At 71.6% G+C, this 18,292-nt stretch carries 15 protein-coding genes; 9 read left to right on the top strand and 6 right to left on the bottom strand.

Annotated features, from left to right (window positions below; all coding sequences use genetic code 11):
- Positions 1-70: 70 nt before the first annotated feature.
- From OG357_RS19810 to pdhA, 3 genes are read right to left on the bottom strand one after another with little or no spacing between them, the layout of a single operon-like run.
- Complete coding sequence (locus OG357_RS19810; RefSeq protein ID WP_329625633.1) at positions 71-1,492, bottom strand: dihydrolipoamide acetyltransferase family protein; 1,422 nt, start codon at positions 1,490-1,492, stop codon at positions 71-73.
- Between the two features lie 31 nt (positions 1,493-1,523).
- On the bottom strand, positions 1,524-2,504 hold the full coding sequence (locus OG357_RS19805; protein WP_125746902.1) for an alpha-ketoacid dehydrogenase subunit beta: 981 nt from the start codon (positions 2,502-2,504) through the stop codon (positions 1,524-1,526).
- 2 nt (positions 2,505-2,506) lie between these two features.
- Complete coding sequence (gene pdhA, locus OG357_RS19800) at positions 2,507-3,700, bottom strand: pyruvate dehydrogenase (acetyl-transferring) E1 component subunit alpha (RefSeq protein ID WP_329622403.1); 1,194 nt, start codon at positions 3,698-3,700, stop codon at positions 2,507-2,509.
- 339 nt (positions 3,701-4,039) lie between these two features.
- On the opposite strand from pdhA, the gene OG357_RS19795 reads away from it, so the two are divergent.
- The 3 genes from OG357_RS19795 (at position 4,040) to OG357_RS19785 (ending at position 6,376) form a co-directional block, all read left to right on the top strand.
- The gene (locus tag OG357_RS19795; RefSeq protein ID WP_329622402.1) at positions 4,040-4,699 is read left to right on the top strand and encodes a response regulator transcription factor; all 660 of its coding nucleotides are present in this window, start codon (positions 4,040-4,042) and stop codon (positions 4,697-4,699) included.
- A 144-nt stretch (positions 4,700-4,843) separates the two neighbouring features.
- Entirely contained in the window at positions 4,844-5,344 is a 501-nt protein-coding gene (locus tag OG357_RS19790; protein WP_329622401.1) for a pyridoxamine 5'-phosphate oxidase family protein, read from the top strand.
- A gap of 15 nt (positions 5,345-5,359) precedes the next feature.
- The gene (locus OG357_RS19785; protein WP_329622400.1) at positions 5,360-6,376 is read left to right on the top strand and encodes a phosphotransferase; all 1,017 of its coding nucleotides are present in this window, start codon (positions 5,360-5,362) and stop codon (positions 6,374-6,376) included.
- 58 nt (positions 6,377-6,434) lie between these two features.
- Here OG357_RS19785 and OG357_RS19780 read toward each other — a convergent pair whose 3' ends face one another.
- Positions 6,435-8,075 (bottom strand): protein kinase domain-containing protein, encoded by a 1,641-nt coding sequence (locus tag OG357_RS19780; RefSeq protein WP_329622399.1) that lies wholly within the window; start codon positions 8,073-8,075, stop codon positions 6,435-6,437.
- Between the two features lie 277 nt (positions 8,076-8,352).
- On the opposite strand from OG357_RS19780, the gene OG357_RS19775 reads away from it, so the two are divergent.
- From OG357_RS19775 to OG357_RS19750, 6 genes are all read left to right on the top strand, one after another.
- A complete protein-coding gene (locus OG357_RS19775; protein WP_329622398.1) occupies positions 8,353-10,017 on the top strand; it encodes a Stk1 family PASTA domain-containing Ser/Thr kinase in 1,665 nt (554 codons plus the stop codon).
- 136 nt (positions 10,018-10,153) lie between these two features.
- Complete coding sequence (locus OG357_RS19770; protein WP_329622397.1) at positions 10,154-10,963, top strand: hypothetical protein; 810 nt, start codon at positions 10,154-10,156, stop codon at positions 10,961-10,963.
- A gap of 95 nt (positions 10,964-11,058) precedes the next feature.
- A complete protein-coding gene (locus OG357_RS19765) occupies positions 11,059-11,748 on the top strand; it encodes a PadR family transcriptional regulator (RefSeq protein ID WP_329622396.1) in 690 nt (229 codons plus the stop codon).
- Between the two features lie 98 nt (positions 11,749-11,846).
- Entirely contained in the window at positions 11,847-12,581 is a 735-nt protein-coding gene (locus OG357_RS19760) for an ABC transporter ATP-binding protein (RefSeq protein WP_024760337.1), read from the top strand.
- The gene (locus tag OG357_RS19755; RefSeq protein WP_329622395.1) at positions 12,578-15,451 is read left to right on the top strand and encodes an ABC transporter permease; all 2,874 of its coding nucleotides are present in this window, start codon (positions 12,578-12,580) and stop codon (positions 15,449-15,451) included. The genes OG357_RS19760 and OG357_RS19755 overlap by 4 nt, the downstream gene beginning before the upstream one ends.
- A 110-nt stretch (positions 15,452-15,561) precedes the next feature.
- Entirely contained in the window at positions 15,562-16,110 is a 549-nt protein-coding gene (locus tag OG357_RS19750) for a bacterial proteasome activator family protein (RefSeq protein WP_024760339.1), read from the top strand.
- A 72-nt stretch (positions 16,111-16,182) separates the two neighbouring features.
- On the opposite strand, the gene OG357_RS19745 is transcribed toward OG357_RS19750, so the two are convergent.
- The gene (locus tag OG357_RS19745) at positions 16,183-17,169 is read right to left on the bottom strand and encodes an NAD(P)H-quinone oxidoreductase (protein ID WP_329622394.1); all 987 of its coding nucleotides are present in this window, start codon (positions 17,167-17,169) and stop codon (positions 16,183-16,185) included.
- 43 nt (positions 17,170-17,212) lie between these two features.
- Positions 17,213-18,274 (bottom strand): potassium channel family protein, encoded by a 1,062-nt coding sequence (locus OG357_RS19740; protein WP_443066813.1) that lies wholly within the window; start codon positions 18,272-18,274, stop codon positions 17,213-17,215.
- Between the last annotated feature and the right edge of the window lie 18 nt (positions 18,275-18,292).

The raw sequence follows: 18,292 nt of genomic DNA, 5'->3' as shown, positions 1-18,292 counted from the left end.
TGCCACCACCGGATGTCTCCACCGGATGTTTCACGTGAAACGGGCGAACCCGCCTACCGCGTCGAGGAGATCAGGCCCAGGTGATGAGCCGCTTCGGCTGCTCCAGGACCGCGGCGATGTCCGCGAGGAACTTCGAGCCGAGCTCGCCGTCGACGAGGCGGTGATCGAAGGAGAGCGCGAGCGTCGTGACCTGACGCGGCTTCACCTTGCCCTTGTGGACCCACGGCTGGAGCTTGATCGCACCGACCGCGAGGATCGCGGCCTCGCCCGGGTTCAGGATCGGCGTACCGGTGTCGACGCCGAAGACGCCGACGTTGGTGATGGTGAAGGTGCCGCCCTGCATGGCCGCCGGAGTCGTCTTGCCCTCGCGAGCGGTGGAGACCAGCTCGCTCAGGGACTTCGACAGCTCGGGCAGGGTCTGGGCGTGCGCGTCCTTGATGTTCGGCACGATCAGACCGCGCGGGGTGGCCGCGGCGATGCCCAGGTTCACGTACCGCTTGAGCACGATCTCCTGCGCCGCCTCGTCCCAGGCCGCGTTGATGTCCGGGTTCCGCTTGACCGCGACGAGCACGGCCTTCGCGATGAGGAGCAGCGGATTGACCCGCAGGCCCGCCATGTCCTTGTCGGACTTCAGCTCCTCGACCAGCTTCATCGTCCGCGTGATGTCGAACGTCACGAACTCCGTGACGTGCGGCGCCGTGAACGCCGAGCCGACCATCGCGGCCGCCGTCGCCTTCCGCACCCCCTTGATGGGGACACGGATCTCTCGCGCCTCCGACGACACCTCGGCCGCCGCGACGGAGACCGGAGCCTGAGCCGGAGCCGGCGCCTGGGCCGTGGCCTGAGCCGGAGTGGCCACGGGAGCCGGGGCCTCGACGACCGGCGCGGGAGCGGGAGCCGCCGCCGCGTGGACGTCCTCGCGGGTGATGATGCCGTCCGGGCCGGTCGGGGTGACCGTCGCCAGATCGACGCCGAGGTCCTTGGCGAGCTTGCGGACCGGCGGCTTGGCCAGCGGCCGGTCGCCGACCGGCCCGTGCCCGTTGAGCTGCTCCGGTACGGAGACGAGGACCGGAGCGGCCGTCGCAGCCGCCGGGGTGGTGCCCGCCGGTGCCTTGCGCGGGCGGCGCTTGGTGGAGCTCGCGGCCACGCCGTAGCCGACGAGGACGGGCTGGCGGCCCTTGGGCTCGTCGTCCTCGGCCGCCGGGGCGGCGGGGGCCGCCACCACCGGGGCAGCCTCGGCCACCGGCGCCTCGGCGGCGGGGGCGTCTCCGCCGCCCACGTTCACCGAGATGATGACCTGGCCGACGTCGACCGTCGTCCCCTCGGAGAAGCGCAGCTCGTGCACCGTCCCGTCGAAGGGGATCGGCAGCTCGACGGCGGCCTTGGCCGTCTCGACCTCGCACACGACCTGTCCGTCGGTGACCGTGTCACCGACCTGGACGTACCACTTGAGGATCTCAGCCTCGGTGAGGCCCTCGCCCACATCGGGCATCTTGAATTCGCGGATCGTCACGGTGCTCTCCTCAGTACGCCAGCGAGCGGTCGACGGCGTCGAGCACGCGGTCCAGGCCCGGCAGGTACTCCTCCTCCAGGCGCGCCGGCGGGTACGGCGCGTGGTAGCCGCCGACCCGCAGGACGGGGGCCTCCAGGTGGTAGAAGCAGCGCTCGGTGATCCGAGCGGCGATCTCGGCGCCGGAGCCGAAGAACACCGGCGCCTCGTGGACGACGACCAGGCGGCGGGTCTTCTCGACCGAGGCCTGAATGGTGTCGAAGTCGATCGGGGAGATCGAGCGGAGGTCCACGACCTCGATCGACTTGCCCTCCTCGGCGGCGGCCTCGGCCACCTCCAGACAGGTCTTCACCATCGGGCCGTAGGCCACCAGGGTGAGGTCCGTGCCCTCGCGGGCGACCCGGGCCTTGTGCAGCTCGCCGGGGATGGCCTCGGTGTCGACCTCGCCCTTGTCCCAGTAGCGGCGCTTGGGCTCGAAGAAGATGACCGGGTCGTCGCTCTGGATCGCCTGCTGGAGCATCCAGTAGGCGTCGGAGGAGTTCGCCGGGGTGACGACCTTGAGGCCCGCGACGTGCGCGAAGAGCGACTCGGGGGACTCGGAGTGGTGCTCGACGGCGCCGATGCCGCCGCCGTACGGGATGCGGATGACGACCGGCATCTTCACGGTGCCGAGCGAACGGGCCCGGATCTTCGCCAGCTGGGTGACGATCTGGTCGTACGCCGGGAAGACGAAACCGTCGAACTGGATCTCCACTACCGGCCGGTAGCCGCGCAGCGCGAGGCCGATCGCGGTGCCGACGATGCCGGACTCGGCGAGCGGGGTGTCGATGACACGGTCCTCGCCGAAGTCCTTCTGCAGACCTTCGGTGATCCGGAAGACACCGCCGAGCTTGCCGACGTCCAGGCCCATGATGAGGACCTTGGGATCGGTCTCCAGGGCCTTGCGCAGCGACTCGTTGAGCGCCTTCGCGAGGGGAAGCTTCTGAACAGCCATGATTACTCGGCCTCTCCGTTCGCGAAGGACGCCTGGTACGCGGCGAACTCCGCGCGCTCCTCGTCGACGAGCGCGTGCCCGTCCGCGTACACGTTGTCGAAGATCGCCATGTGCTCCGGGACGGGCATGGCGCGCACGACCTCGCGGACCTGCTTGCCGAGGGCTTCGCTCTCCGCCTCCAGCTCCTCGAAGAAGGCCGCGTCGGCGTGGCCCTCGTTCTCCATGTACGTCTTGAGGCGCTGGATCGGGTCCTTCGCCTCCCAGGCCTCGCGCTCCTCGTCCCGGCGGTACTTCGTCGGGTCGTCGGAGGTGGTGTGGGCGGCCATGCGGTAGGTGAACGCCTCGATGAGCGTCGGGCCCTCGCCGTTGCGGGCACGCTCGAGCGCCCAGCGGGTCACGGCCAGGCACGCGAGGACGTCGTTGCCGTCGACGCGGACGCCGGGGAAGCCGAAGCCGGCGGCGCGCTGGTAGAGCGGGACGCGGGTCTGCTTCTCGGTGGGCTCGGAAATGGCCCACTGGTTGTTCTGGCAGAAGAACACGACCGGGGCGTTATAGACCGCGGAAAAGACGAACGACTCGTTGACGTCGCCCTGGCTCGAGGCGCCGTCGCCGAAGTACGCGAGCACGGCGGAATCCGCGCCGTCCTTGGCGATACCCATGGCATAGCCCGTGGCGTGCAGGGTCTGCGAGCCGAGGACGATCGTGTACAGGTGGAAATTGTTGGTGCTGGGATCCCAGCCGCCGTGGTTCACGCCACGGAACATTCCCAGCAGGTTCGTGGGGTCGACCCCACGGACCCAGGCGACGCCGTGCTCGCGGTAGGTCGGGAAGACGTAGTCGTCGTCCCGCAGGGCGCGGCCGGAGCCGATCTGCGCGGCCTCCTGGCCGAGCAGGGAGGCCCACAGGCCCAGTTCGCCCTGGCGCTGGAGGGACGTGGCCTCGGCATCGAAGCGACGGGTGAGGACCATGTCGCGGTAGAGACCGCGCAGCTCCTCGGCGCTCAAGTCGATGTCGTAGTCGGGGTGCTGGACGCGCTCTCCCTCGGGCGTCAGCAGCTGGACGAGCTCGGGCTCCGTCGCTACCGCCTCGGCGCGCGTGCTCGTCTTCTTGGTGGTGCTCGTGCTCGCGCTTGCGGTGCGCTTGGTGCCGCTGCTGCGTCGCGTCGTCTTGCGCGCTGCAGTGCTCTCCACGGTCACGTGCGTGCTCCTCCGTCGGTCCGGCCCCCGGGTTCGCCGGGCAGGCCAGTGCGGCTCCGCCTTCTCCGTACCCTTCGCACGGGGTGGGTGCGACGCGGCCGGGGTCGGGCGTGACAGGTGTCCCGGTGAGCGCCGTCATAGGCACGTTACCCATAGTGCGCCATTCCCGCGAAACCCCACTTGACCTGCGATTTTGCTTGGATTTCCAAGTAAATCGAGAAAAGGGGGACTCCGCCCTGGTCAGCGCATGGACAACGGCTCGACGCCGTCGTCGGAACAAGCGGCACGGTATCCCGCGCACCCCGGGCGCGGGAAGAGCCAATATGTGAGACTGACTGGGTGCGCGAAGAAGGAAAAATCAGGGTATTTCTGCTGGACGACCACGAAGTCGTCCGGCGCGGCGTCCACGAGCTGCTCTCCGTGGAAGACGACATCGAGGTGGTCGGCGAGGCCGGGACGGCGGCAGACGCGCTGGTCAGGATCCCCGCGACCCGCCCCGACGTCGCCGTGCTCGATGTCCGGCTGCCGGACGGCAGCGGGGTGGAGGTGTGCCGTGAGATCCGTTCGCAGGACGAGAGCATCAAATGCCTGATGCTCACCTCGTACGCCGATGACGAGGCGCTGTTCGACGCGATCATGGCCGGGGCCTCGGGATACGTCCTCAAGGCCATCCGGGGCAACGAGCTGCTGAACGCCGTGCGGGACGTGGCGGCCGGCAAGTCGCTGCTCGACCCGGTGGCGACCGCCCGCGTCCTGGAGCGGCTGCGCGACGGCAACAACCCGAAGGGCGACGACAAGCTCGCCAACCTGACCGACCAGGAGCGCAAGATCCTGGACCTGATCGGCGAGGGCCTGACGAACCGGGTCATCGGCGAGCGGCTCCATCTTGCGGAGAAGACCATCAAGAACTACGTCTCCAGCCTGCTGTCGAAGCTGGGCATGGAGCGGCGTTCGCAGGCCGCGGCGTACGTGGCACGGCTCCAGGCCGAGCGCCACTGAGGCCCGCGCGGCCCCGGTCCCGCCCGTGCGTCACCCGTACGGAGCAGCCCGGGGCCGACGGCCCGGATTCGGGACCTACGTCCCCGTGAAGGCGGGGCAGGGGCCCCTTTTCCGACACGCTGCCGGTGGCGGAGAGTGGAAGCCATGTCCACCGAGGAGATCCGCGCCATCGAATTGCTCGGCCGAGTGTCGTACGGCCGGGTGGCGACGAGCATGCGGGCGATGCCGTTCGTCGCGCCCGCCCGGCACATCGTGACCGACGGACGCGTCCTGATCCGGATGCACAGAGGGCTCGGCTACCACCGGGCCTGCCATGGCAGCGTCGTCGCGTACGGCGCGGACAACTTCAACACCGGGGCCGAGAGGATCTGGTCCGTGCAGTTCACGGGCACGGCGGAGATCGTCGAGCCGACCGAGGAGCAGCTCGCGGCGTTCGGGCCCGAGCCGCGGGCCGTGGACGACGAGCCCTTCGAACCGGTCTACCTGCGGATCGAACCGCAGTTCGTGACCGTGCACGAGCTCGACTACTCGGCCGGGGACGCCGCCGGGCCGGCCGGCCGGCCCGTCGAGCTGCACTCCATGGACCACTCCACGGAGCGGCCCGTGGACCATTCCCTGGAGCGACATCTCCACCACGTAGCGTGATCTAACATTTGGGGAGTGCCGCGCTCATCTGCAACCCTCGCTCCGCCCGTCGGCGCCCTCCTTCGCCGCTACGCGGCCGCGGGCGAGCCCCTCTCCTGCGAACCCGTGGCCCAGGGCCTGCTCAACCGCGGCTACCGCCTCTCCACCACGCGCGGCGCCTACTTCCTCAAGCAGCACCTGGACGCCCCCACCGCCGACCGCGTCACCATCGCCCGGCAGCACCGCGCCACCCAGCGCCTGCACGCCCTGGGCCTGCCGGTGGCCCCGCCGCTCGCCGACAGCCGGGGCCGTACGGTCGCGGTCATCGACGGCCTCTGCTACGCCCTGCACCCGTGGATCGACGGCCGGCACCGCGACGGCACCCAGCTCTCCACCGGCGGCTCCCGCCGCCTCGGCGCGCTCCTGGGGCACGTCCACACCTGTCTGGAGCGGGTCATGGAGTCCCCGCCGCCGGGGGACGACCACGAGAGCGCCCGCCCCGAGGACACCTTCCGTGCCATCGAGGAGCTGATCGGCCTCGCCCGCGCGCACCGGCCCCACGACAGTTTCGACGCGCTCGCCGAGCACCGGCTGCGGGAGCGCCGCCGGCTGCTCGCCCAGCACGCCCACCACCGGCCGCCGCCGGCCGCCGCGTCCGGCTGGGTGCACGGCGACTTCCACCCGCTGAACCTGCTCTACCGGGGCGCGGAGCCGGCCGCGATCGTCGACTGGGACCGCCTCGGGGTCCGGCCGCGGGCCGAGGAGGCGGTCAGGGCGGCCGCCATCTTCTTCGTACGGCCCGGGGGCGAGCTGGCCCTGGAGAAGGTGCGGGCGTACGCGCGGGCGTACCGGCGGGCGACGGGCGCCGACGGTGCCGAGCTGGCCGCGGCGGCGCACCGGGTGTGGTGGGAGCGGCTCAACGACTTCTGGACGCTGCGCTGGCGCTACCAGCTGCACGACCGAAGGGCCGACCCGCAGTTTCCTGCGGTGTCGGCCCTGGCGGTCTGGTGGACCCGTGAGTACGACGCCGTGCGTGACGCCTTCGCCGGCTGAGCGGCCGGGAGGCGGGACGGAAACGGCTTCCGGCGGGACGGAGGCCGCGTCCGGCGGGTCAGCCGGTGGCGGTGGAACCGCCCGTCGGCGGGGTGTCGCCGTCGCCGCCGTCGTCGGTGGGATCGCCGGTCGGGTCGACCGGCGGATCCGTGGTGCCCGTCGGGTCCGTCGGCGGCGCCGTCGTCGTCTCCGTCGGCGTCGGCTCGGTGGTCGTCGGCTCGGTGGTCGTCGGCTCCGTCGGCGTCGGCTCCGTCGTCGGCGGCTGCGTGGTCGGAGGCTGCGTGACCGGCGGCTGCTGCGTCCACGGCGGCTGCGTGGCGCCGCCCCCGGTCGACGTGTCCGGGTCCCGCGTCTGCTCCTCCTCGGTGGAGGGCTCCTCCGAAGGGGTGGGCTGCTCGGAGGCGGTCGACGGCGAGTTGCTGACGGTCGTCGGGATCGGCTTCACCGTCTCGCCGTCCTTCTTGCTCGCCGCGTCGATGGCGTACACGACACCCGCGACGACCGCGACCAGCGCGAGCGCCACGAAGAGGATCAGCTTGCCGCGGCCGCCCCGGCCGCCGCCGTTCGAACCGTACGCCCCGTCCTGGCCGTAGCCGCCGGTGCCGCCGTCGTAGCCGCCGTACCCGCCGACGCCCCCGTCGTCCGGGTTCATCTGCGGAAGGATCCGGCCCTGCGCGGTCTCCCCGTGCATCGGGTGACCCATCGCGGTCGTCGCCGCCATGCCGCCGCCGGGCGTGTGCCCGCCGTCGTGCATGTCGACGGGACCGGTGTTCCACGCGCCGGTGTGGCCGCCCAGCTGCTGGAGCATCTGCAGGCCGTACTGGATGAGCCCGCGCATCTCCTCCGCGCTCTGGAACCGGTCGTCCGGGTCCTTCGCGAGGGAACGCATGACCAGGCCGTCGAGCTCCGGCGGCACACCGGGAGTCACCTCGGACGGCGGGACCGGCGCGTCCTGCACGTGCTGGTACACGACGGAGAGCGGCGTCTCACCCGTGAAGGGGGGCCGCAGCGCGAGCAGCTCGTAGAGCAGGCAGCCCGTCGCGTACAGGTCGGAGCGGTGGTCGACCGCCTTGCCGAGCGCCTGCTCGGGGGAGAGGTACTGCGGGGTGCCCATGACCATGCCGGTCTGCGTCATCGTCGACTGCGCGCCGTGCAGGGCGCGGGCGATGCCGAAGTCCATGACCTTCACGGCGCCGCCGTGCGTGATGATGACGTTCGCCGGCTTGATGTCGCGGTGCACGATGCCGTGCTGGTGCGAGTAGGCCAGCGCCTCGAGAACACCCGAGACGATGATGAGCGCCTGCTCGGGCCCCGGCGCGTCGGCGCTGATCAGCAGGTCACGGATGGTGCGGCCCTCGACCAGCTCCATCACGATGTACGGCACGGGCCGGCCGCCCACGAGGTCCTCGCCGGAGTCGTACACGGCGACGATGGCGTGGTGGTTGAGCCCCGCGACCGACTGCGCCTCACGGGTGAAGCGTGCCTTCGAGACGGGGTCCTCGGCGAGATCGGCGCGGAGGAGCTTCACCGCCACCGTGCGCCCGAGGCGCACGTCCTCTGCGGCGAAGACCTCGGCCATGCCGCCGCGGCCGAGGCGGTGCGTCAGCCGGTACCGTCCGTCGCCGACGACACCACCGACGCCCCACGATTCCGCGTCCGAGGACGGCACACCGCCACCTGTTCCGGATTCGGGTGCCATCAGTCCTCGCCGTCGTCTGTCGTGCCGTGTCCAGTCGTCACGCTACAGGCTCCGTACGACATCACGGTCCGCGGTTGACCGGCCATCCAACCTCGTCCACGTACACCTGTGCAAATTCGACGGGTTTCCGCGGACACTTCGGGAACGCTTCGAGGACACGCCCTGTGCGGAGGGTCACGGAACGGGCACGCGGCTTGACGTGTCGGTGCCCTGGGGCAGACTTGGCCAGGAAATTCCGGAATTCGACGCCGCCACGCGCGCGTAGGGGGAAGCACAGATGAGCCAGGACGGCGCACAGGGCCGCTATGCGGGCGGTTCGGTAGCGGGCGGCCGGTACCAGCTGCGCGATCTCCTCGGCGAGGGCGGCATGGCGTCGGTGTACCTGGCCTATGACAGCGCCCTCGACCGGCAGGTCGCGATCAAGACGCTGCACACGGAACTCGGCCGCGAGGCGTCGTTCCGCGAGCGGTTCCGGCGCGAGGCGCAGGCCGTCGCGAAGCTGTCGCACACGAACATCGTCTCGGTCTTCGACACCGGCGAGGACACCCTCGACGGCGCCGTCATGCCGTACATCGTCATGGAGTACGTGGAGGGGCAGCCTCTCGGCTCGGTCCTCGCCTCGGACGTGCGGCAGTACGGCGCGATGCCCGCCGACAAGGCGCTCAAGGTCACGGCCGACGTGCTGGCCGCCCTGGAGGTCAGCCACGAGATGGGCCTGGTCCACCGGGACATCAAGCCGGGCAACGTGATGACGACCAAGCGCGGCGTGGTCAAGGTCATGGACTTCGGCATCGCCCGGGCGATGCAGTCCGGCGTCACGTCGATGACGCAGACCGGCATGGTCGTCGGCACTCCTCAGTACCTCTCCCCCGAGCAGGCCCTCGGCCGCGCGGTGGACGCCCGCTCCGACCTCTATTCGGTCGGCATCATGCTCTTCCAGCTGCTGACGGGCCGTCTCCCCTTCGACGCCGACTCGCCGCTCGCCATCGCGTATGCGCACGTACAGGAGGAGCCGGTCGCCCCGTCCTCCGTCAACCGCGCGGTGACGCCGGCGATGGACGCGCTCGTCGCCCGGGCGCTGCGGAAGAACCCGAACGAGCGGTTCCCGAGCGCCGCGGCCATGCGCGACGAGTGCCTGCGGGTGCTCGCGGCCGGTCAGACCGGCGCCCCGATGATCGTCCAGGGCGGTCCGGTCAGCAGCGGCTCGGGCGTCGGCTCGGCGGTCTTCCCGCCGGTCGGCCAGACCCCGCCGCCGCAGCCGCAGCCCGGCCCGCACGGCGTACAGCAGCCCTACCTGCCGCCGACGCCGCAGCCCGGACCGTACGGCCCCGCGACGCCCGCGCCCGGCCCGTCGTACGGCTACCCGCAGCAGGCCCCGACGCCCGCGCCGGTCTACCAGACCGCGCCGGCCCCCTCGCCGTACGCCACGGGCCCGATGCACACGCCGGCCCCCGCGCCCGCTCCCATGGCGACGGGCGGCGGCTCCCGCCGGAACACCCCGGTGCTCGTGGGCGCCGTCGTCGCCGTCCTCCTCGCGGTCGGCGGCCTGATCGTGGTGCTCAGCCAGAAGGACGACCCGGGCAAGGAGGCCGGCGGCACGGGCGGCACCACCGGCGGCACGGAGCAGACCCAGACGGCGGCCCCCGGCCACAAGGGTCCCGACCTGACCAAGACCATCGACGTGAAGAAGTGCACCCAGCCTTCGGAGTCGAGCGACGACCCCGCAAAGTTCGAGGTCCCCAACTTCACGTACAAGAACATCCAGTCGGTGAAGGACTGCGCCCGGGCGGCCGGGTGGAAGATCATGACCCAGACCCCCGTGGACGAGTCGACGTACGGCGAGGGCACGGTCCTGGAGCAGTACCCGCCGGCCGGTGAGGACATCACGGCCGACGACGCCGAGTTCACCCTCAAGATCTCGACGGGCAATCCGCCGCAGTAGGAGAGACGGCCGGTGGGAACGGCCGTCCCCTTTTCCTCCTTTGAGGTCCACCGCCCTCGTCCCGGATGCCGGAAGTGTCCCGGCATGTGACGCTGAGTCGACACCTTGGCGGCTCGGTACGGGAGGGGGTCACCCGGTGACTCCAGCACTCCGCAGGGCACGGGCGCGGGCCCTCGGCCCCGCGCTCGCCTGCACGTTCGCCTGCGCGTTCGCCCTGTGTGCCGCGCCCCTCGCGTACGGAGCGGAGGCCCTCGGCGGTACGCGGGTGGCCGCGCCGACCACGCCCCCCGCGCCGCCCACCGCGACCGGGCCCTCCAGACCGCCCGTGCCGCCCGCCACGGGGACGACACCCTCCTCGGCGACGTCCCCCGGCATCCCGCCGCCCTCTTCCCCTGTCCCCGGGACGGGAACCGGAACCGGGTCCGCGTCCGGGTCCGCGTCCCCCGGGCGCACCGGCAGCCCCGGCACACCCGTCCCGCCGGCGCCCGCGCCGACCGGCACCGCGTCGCCCTCGCCCTCCATCGCCGCCCCCTCCTCTCCCGTCGCGCCGAGCTCCACGCCCACTGACGCCCCCGCCCCCAGCGGCTCCGCCTCCCTGGCGGGCCGACCGGCCGGAGAGGGGCACCCGCGCCCCGGCCGTTCCGAGACGCCGCCCGCCGTCCCGCCGAGCGCCGACTCTCCGTCGCCCGACCCCGCTCGTACCAGGACGGCAACAGACTCCGACCCGTACGAGGCCGCCGAGGAGGACGTCGAGGCGGTACGCGAGGAGGACGAGGTGCTGACCGAGGTGGCGCCCGCGACCCGGCCCGCCGCCGCGCCCGGGATGGCGGCCGATGCCGCGCCCACCCTCGTCGACCAGCGGATTCCCGTCCTCACCCTGGGTGTGGGGCTGGCTCTGATGGGGCTCGGGATCGGTTTCCTGGGGCTCCGTATGCGCCGCCGCTGAGCCGCTCTGACCGCCGGGGTCCCCCTTGAGTCGGACTCGCGCCTTCCGTCTCAGGACGGTTGTCGACCACGGCATACTCGGTATACATACTGAGTATGTCGATCCGCCACGGGCTTCTCGCCCTTCTCGAACGCGGCCCTCGCTACGGCTCCCAGCTCCGTACGGAGTTCGAGTCCCGCACCGGCTCCACCTGGCCGCTCAACGTCGGCCAGGTCTATACGACGCTGAGTCGTCTGGAGCGCGACGGCATGGTCGCGCAGGGGGGCCAGGACGAGGCGGGGCACGCGCTCTACACGATCACGGACGCCGGTCTCGCCGAGCTCAGGACCTGGTTCGAGAAGCCGGTGGACCGCACCAGCCCCGCCCGTGACGAGCTGGCCATCAAGCTCGCCATGGCGGTGGGCGCGCCCTGTATCGACATCCGCGACGTCATCCAGTCCCAGCGCCGGCACACCGTGAAGGCGATGCAGGACTACACCCGGCTCAAGGCTCAGGCGCTCGTCGCCGTCGAGCGCGGGGGCGCGCGGGAACGGGACGACGTGGCCTGGCTGCTCGTCCTGGAGCAGCTGATCTTCCAGACCGAGGCCGAGGCGCGGTGGCTGGACCACTGCGAGGCCCGGCTGATCCGCCTGTCGTCGACGACGGCTTCCACTTCCGCATCCGCATCCGCATCCCCGCCGGTATCGACACCGGCTTCGGATCCGGCTTCGGCTTCGGCTTCGGCTTCGGCTTCGGCCGATGCGCACACGACCACCCCGGCATCGGCCGCGGGCGGGGCGCGCTGACCGCACGGTCGCACCCCACCCCGTACCGCTGTCGCACCACCTTCCACCGCTCGCTCCGTACCGGCCGAACGCCGCGTACGTCCAAGGGGGACCCCTCCATGTCCACACAGCAGCCCGTGCTGCAGCTCCAGAACCTGACCCGTGTCCACGGCTCGGGCGCCACCGAGGTGCACGCCCTGCGCGGTATCGACCTCGCCGTGTATCCCGGCGAACTCGTCGCCGTCATGGGCCCGTCCGGCTCCGGCAAGTCCACGCTCCTCACCATCGCGGGCGGCCTGGACACCCCGACCTCCGGTCATGTGATCGTCGAGGACACCGACATCACCACCGCGAGCGTCAAGGAGCTCGCCGCCCTGCGCCGCCGCAGCATCGGGTACGTCTTCCAGGACTACAACCTCATCCCGGCGCTCACCGCCGCCGAGAACGTCGCCCTGCCCCGCGAGCTCGACGGCACCTCGGCCCGCAAGGCCCGCGTCGAGGCCCTGGCGGCCCTGGAGGAGATGGGGCTCGGCCACCTCGCCGACCGCTTCCCCGACGAGATGTCCGGCGGCCAGCAGCAGCGCGTGGCGATCGCCCGCGCCCTCGTCGGCGACCGCCGCCTCGTCCTCGCCGACGAGCCGACCGGCGCCCTCGACTCCGAGACCGGCGAGTCCGTGCTCGCCCTGCTCCGCTCCCGCTGCGACGCGGGCGCCGCCGGCGTCCTGGTCACCCACGAGCCGCGGTTCGCCGCCTGGGCCGACCGGGTCGTGTTCCTGCGGGACGGCGCGATCGTCGACCAGACCGTACGCAGCGAGGCCGACTCCCTCCTCTCGGGCCAGGTGGCGGAGGCGTGAAGACCTGGTTCCACTCCTGGCGGGCCGCGATCCGCATCGCCCGCCGCGACGCCTGGCGCTCCAAGGGCCGCAGCGCCCTCGTCCTGGCGATGATCGCCCTGCCGATCCTGGGTGTCAGTGCCCTCGATCTGACCTACCGCAGCTCCGAACTCTCCCCCACGGAACGGGCGGACAGGTCGATGGGCACGGCGGACGCGATATTCCGGGACGCCCACGCCGAGGGCGTTCCGATCCTTCAGGACCCGCCGGGCGAGATGCACACGCCGGTCAAGGACTACAAGGACCAGCCGTGGCCGAACGGCCCCACCGACGTCACCAAGGCGATCCCGGCGGGTTCCACGGTCGTCACGGACCGCTCCGGCAGTGCCAAGCTGACGACGTCCCACGGTCTGCTCTCCGCCGAGGTGCGTGAGCTGAAGGCGTCCGACCCGATCACCCGCGGCATCATGACCCTCCTCTCGGGGCGTTTCCCGGAGAAGAACGACGAGGTCATGGCGACCTCGCACTTCCTGGAGGTCAGCGGTCTGTCGGTCGGCTCGACCCTTTCCGCCCGCAACTTCGACCGTACGTATCGGATCGTCGGCTCCTACGAAGTTCCCGACGCGCTCGCCGTCTCCCAGGTCAACGCGCTGCCGGGTGCCTTCCTCGTCCCGTACGCGAAGGCTGTCGAGAAGTCCGGCATGCCCACCCCCGACACCTCCACCTCGTATCTGGTGAAGAAGTCCGGTGGTTTCACGTGGAACACGGTCCAGCAGATCAACACCAAGGGCGTGGTCGTCACTTCGCGTGCCGTCATGATCGACCCGCCCGCCGAGTCCGAGGTGCCGCTCTTCCAGAAGGAGGGCTGGGGCAGCTTCGACTCCAGCCCGGCGGCCGACGCCGCCGCGCTCGCCGCCGTCGCCACCGTCGTCGGCCTGGCGATGCTGGAGATCTGCCTCCTGGCCGGACCCGCCTTCGCGGTCGGCGCCCGCCGCTCGCGCCGGCAGCTCGGTCTGGTCGGGGCCAACGGCGGTGCCCGCAGCCACATCCGGGCCATCGTGCTGAGCGGTGGTCTCGTGATCGGCGTCGCCGCGGCCGTCGTCGGCACGGTCCTCGCCGTGATCCTCACGCTGGCACTGCAGCCGGTTCTCGAGGACATGATGAACCAGCGGTTCGGCGCCTTCGACATCCGGCCGCTCGAACTGCTCGGCATCGCGCTGCTCGCCGTCCTGACCGGTCTGCTCGCCGCCATCGTCCCGGCGATCACTGCCTCCCGGCAGACCGTCCTCGCCTCGCTCACGGGCCGGCGCGGCGTCCGCCGCAGCAGCCGTGTCCTGCCCCTGATCGGCCTCGCGGCCATCCTGCTGGGCGGCGCGATCGCGCTCTTCGGCTCGCTCGCCACCGAGTCGGTCGTCATCGTGGGCGGCGGCTCCGCCATCGCCGAGCTGGGCGTCGTCGCCATGACCCCGGCCCTGGTGGGGCTCTTCGGCCGCACCGGGCGCTGGCTGCCGCTCTCCCCGCGGCTCGCGCTGCGGGACGCCGTCCGGAACCGGGGGCGTACGGCACCCGCTGTCGCCGCCGTCCTCGCCGCCGTCGCGGGCACGGTTGCCGTCTCCACGTTCATGGCCAGCAGCGAGGCGCAGCAGAGGGCCGCGTACGAGGCCCGGCTGCCGCACGGCGCGGTCTCCGCCTTCGTCCTGGAGGAGGGCGGCCGGGACGTCCCCGCGGTCCGCGAGGCGATCCAGCGCTACCTCCCCGTCGACGTCCGCGCCGACGTCGAGCGCGTCTCGGTCGGCAAGCCCGGCTGTTCCCCTTGGGGCGGCGGCGGCGCGGGCTGCGGCCGCTACGAGGTCGTGCTTCCCAAGGCGCACGAGTGCCCGCTGTACGCCACCTCACTGCCCGGCGGCGTCGACCCCAGCGAGAAGTACACCCCGGAACAGCGGCGGAAGCTGATCACCGAGGACTGGCGGTGCGACCAGTCCTCCCGCGGCGGCTGGATGTCCGTCGACGGCGGTCTGCTCGTCGGTGACGCGAAGGTCCTCCAGGTTCTCGGCGTCGACGACCCGGGCGCCGTGAAGGCCCTCGCCGAAGGAAAGATCGTCAGCTTCTCCCGGGGCGAGATCGACAAGAACGGCACCGTCGGGATCAAGCAGGTCACCGACATCCCCGCCGCCGACCGGGCCTCCGAGAAGGGCCTGCCCGCGCCGGGGAAGGTCAGCTCCATCCCCGCCTACCTGGTGCCCAAGGGGCAGAAGTCCTACGGCGTCCAGTTGCTGATGACCCCGGCCACCGCGAAGGCCGCCGGACTCTCCACCCTGCCGGCCGGTGCGTACTTCAGCACCGAGCGGATGCCGGACACCGAGGCGCGCCAGAAGCTCGACGGCGAGCTCGCCAAGCTCGGCAGCAACGCCGATCTGCACGTCGAGGAGGGCTTCGTCAACGAGGACAGCCTCTTCGTGATCGCGCTGGCCGTCTTCGCCGGCCTCGTCACCATCGGCGCCGCCGGTATCGCCACCGGGCTCGCCCAGGCCGACGCCGAGGCCGACCTGAAGACGCTCGCCGCCGTGGGCGCCCCGCCCCGGGTCCGCCGTACGCTCAGCGGCTTCCAGTGCGGAGTCGTCGCGGCGATGGGCGTGGTCCTCGGATCGGCAGCCGGCGTCCTGCCCGCGATCGGGCTCCGGCTCACCGAGGGACGCGAGGCGACCAACTTCTACGAGCAGGCCATCGCTCAGGGCTGGGACAACGGCATGTCGGGCCCGCCGTACGTGCCGATCGTCATCCCCTGGGAGACGCTGGCCGGCCTCCTCGTCGCCGTACCGCTCGGCGCCGCGCTCCTCGCCGCCCTGGTGACCCGCTCGCGCGGCGCCGTGGCCCGGCGCGCGGCGACCTGACAGACCCGGCCCCGTCGGTTCGTTGCGTTCCTGTGCCCCTGTACGAGGGTGGATCACTCTCGTACAGGGGCACACCGTGTGGTGAGGCATGTGTGCGAGAGAATGGCGGCATGGAGATGCCGAGGAATGACAGGTCGCAGGAGAGCCCCCAGGTCCTCATCGTGGGACAGGACGGAACGGCGCTCGGCGGCACTCAGGGTGACGACGAATCCCGCGAGGTCCCGGTGACGGAAATGGTCGAGCAGCCTGCGAAGGTCATGCGCATCGGCAGCATGATCAAGCAGCTCCTGGAGGAAGTACGGGCGGCCCCTCTCGACGAGGCCAGCCGCGTCAGGCTCAAGAACATCCACGCCAGCTCCGTGAAGGAGCTGGAAGACGGGCTCGCGCCCGAGCTGGTCGAGGAACTGGAGCGGCTCTCCCTGCCGTTCACGGACGAGGCGGTCCCCTCCGAGGCGGAACTGCGGATCGCGCAGGCCCAGTTGGTGGGGTGGCTGGAGGGCCTCTTCCACGGAATCCAGACGGCGCTGTTCGCCCAGCAGATGGCGGCCCGCGCCCAGTTGGAGCAGATGCGCCGGGCGCTGCCGCCGGGCGCTTCGCACGACGATGACGACGACGACCGCGGCCACGGCCACGCGGTCCGCTCGGGGCCGTACCTGTAGGTCCGCGAGGTCGGTACGGAAGAGGGGCCCGGCGCACGAGATGCGCCGGGCCCCTCCTTCGTGTCCCGCGGATCAGCCCTGCGGCGCCAGCAGCAGCACCTTGCCGACGTGACCGCCGGACTCCAGCACCCGATGCGCCTCGGCGGCCTCCGGCATCGGCACCGTACGGTCGACGACCGGCCGGACCGTGCCCGCGCCGATCAGCGGCCAGACGTGCTCGCGGACGGCGGCGACGATCGCCGCCTTCTCGTGCGGCGGGCGGGAACGCAGCGTGGTCGCCATGACCGCCGCACGCTTGGCGAGCAGCGCCCCCAGGTTGAGCTCGCCCTTCACGCCACCCTGGAGCCCGATGATCACCAGCCGGCCGCTGACGGCCAGTGCCTTCACGTTCCGCTCCAGGTACTTGGCGCCGACGATGTCCAGGATGACGTCCGCACCGGCCCCGTCCGTCGCCTTGTGCAGCTCCTCGACGAAGTCCTGCTCGCGGTAGTCGATGAGGATGTCCGCGCCCAGTTCGGCACAGCGGGCCAGTTTCCCGGGGCTCCCGGCCGTGACCGCGACCCGCGCGCCGACGGCCTTCGCGAGCTGGATCGCCATCGTGCCGATCCCGCTCGCCCCGCCGTGCACGAGCACCGTCTCGCCGGGACGCAGGTGGGCGATCATGAAGATGTTGGACCAGACCGTGCAGGCGACCTCGGGGAGCGCCGCGGCCGTGGTCAGGTCGACGCCCTCCGGCACCGGCAGGAGCTGGCCGACCGGGACGACGACCTTCTCGGCGTAACCGCCGCCGACGAGCAGCGCGCAGACCTCGTCGCCGACGGACCAGCCGGACACCCCCGGCCCGATCGCGGCGATCCGCCCCGAACACTCCAGACCGGGGTACGGGGAACTGCCCGGCGGCGGGTCGTAGAAGCCCTGGCGCTGGAGCAGATCGGCGCGGTTGACGGCGCTCGCCACCACCTCGACGAGGACCTCGCCCTCGCCGGGCACGGGATCGGGCACCTCGGCCCAGACGAGTGCCTCGGGACCGCCGGGTTCGGGAATCGTGATCGCGTACATGGCGGCGAGGCTACTCCGGCGGCCGGTGCCCGGTCCCGCACCCTCAGTCCTGCGGTGGCGTGGTGAGCGGGGTCACCGGCGCGGCGCGCACGATGGTGATCACCCGGTCGGTGGGCTGGAGGGGACTGGCGGCCTTGTCGTCGTAGCCCAGCAGCCGGTGGCCACGGAGCACGCTCACCACGAGGTCCTCGGTCTCCCGCACGCTCTTGCCCACCTCGGCCTTGGTCACCGGACGCTCGACGAGGTCCAGGCCGGAGCCCTGCTGGATGAGGTCCTCCATCACCGTGCCGGCACTGGGACTCAGCACGGACAGGCCGAGCAGCCGACCGGCGGCGCTGGCGCTGGTGATGACCGCGTCCGCGCCGGACTGGCGCAGCAGCGGCGCGTTCTCCTCCTCGCGGACCGCGGCGACGATCTTCGCGCCCCGGTTGAGCTGGCGGGCGGTCAGGGTGACCAGGACGGCCGTGTCGTCGCGCTGGGTGGCGATGACGATCTGGCGGGCCCGCTGCACTTCCGCCCGCAGCAGCACGTCGCTGCGCGTCGCATCGCCGACGACACCGACGAAGCCGTCCGCGTTCGCCGTCTCGATCACCTTGTTGGAGGGGTCGACGATGACGATCTGGTCCTTGTGGAGACCGGTGGCGCAGAGGGTCTGGATCGCGGACCGTCCCTTGGTGCCGAAGCCGACGATGACGGTGTGGTCGCGCAAGGTGGACCTCCAGCGATTCAGCCGGAACTCCTCCCGGGTCCTCTCCGTGAGGACCTCGAGAGTGGTACCGACCAGGATGATCAGGAACAGCACGCGCAGGGGCGTGACCAGCAGGATGTTGGCGAGCCGCGCCGTGTCGCTGTACGGGACGATGTCGCCGTAGCCGGTGGTGGAGAGCGTCACGGTCGCGTAGTAGACGCAGTCGAGGAAGTCGAGCGTCTCATCGGCGTTGTCGTGATAGCCGTCGCGGTCGACGTAGACGATGAGCACCGTCAAGAGGAGCACGCCGAGCGCCATGAGCAGCCGCTTGCCGACCTGGCGCAGCGGCTTCTCGACGACTCGGCGGGGCAGCCGGATCTGGGGACCCGCGATCCGCTCGTCCGCGTTGCGGGCCATCACGTCACGGCTGGGAAG

The organism is Streptomyces sp. NBC_01255, assembly GCF_036226445.1.
Taxonomy (GTDB): domain Bacteria; phylum Actinomycetota; class Actinomycetes; order Streptomycetales; family Streptomycetaceae; genus Streptomyces.
The sequence above is the reverse complement of the archived record's forward strand: the minus strand, read 5'-3'. Positions and strand labels throughout refer to the sequence as shown.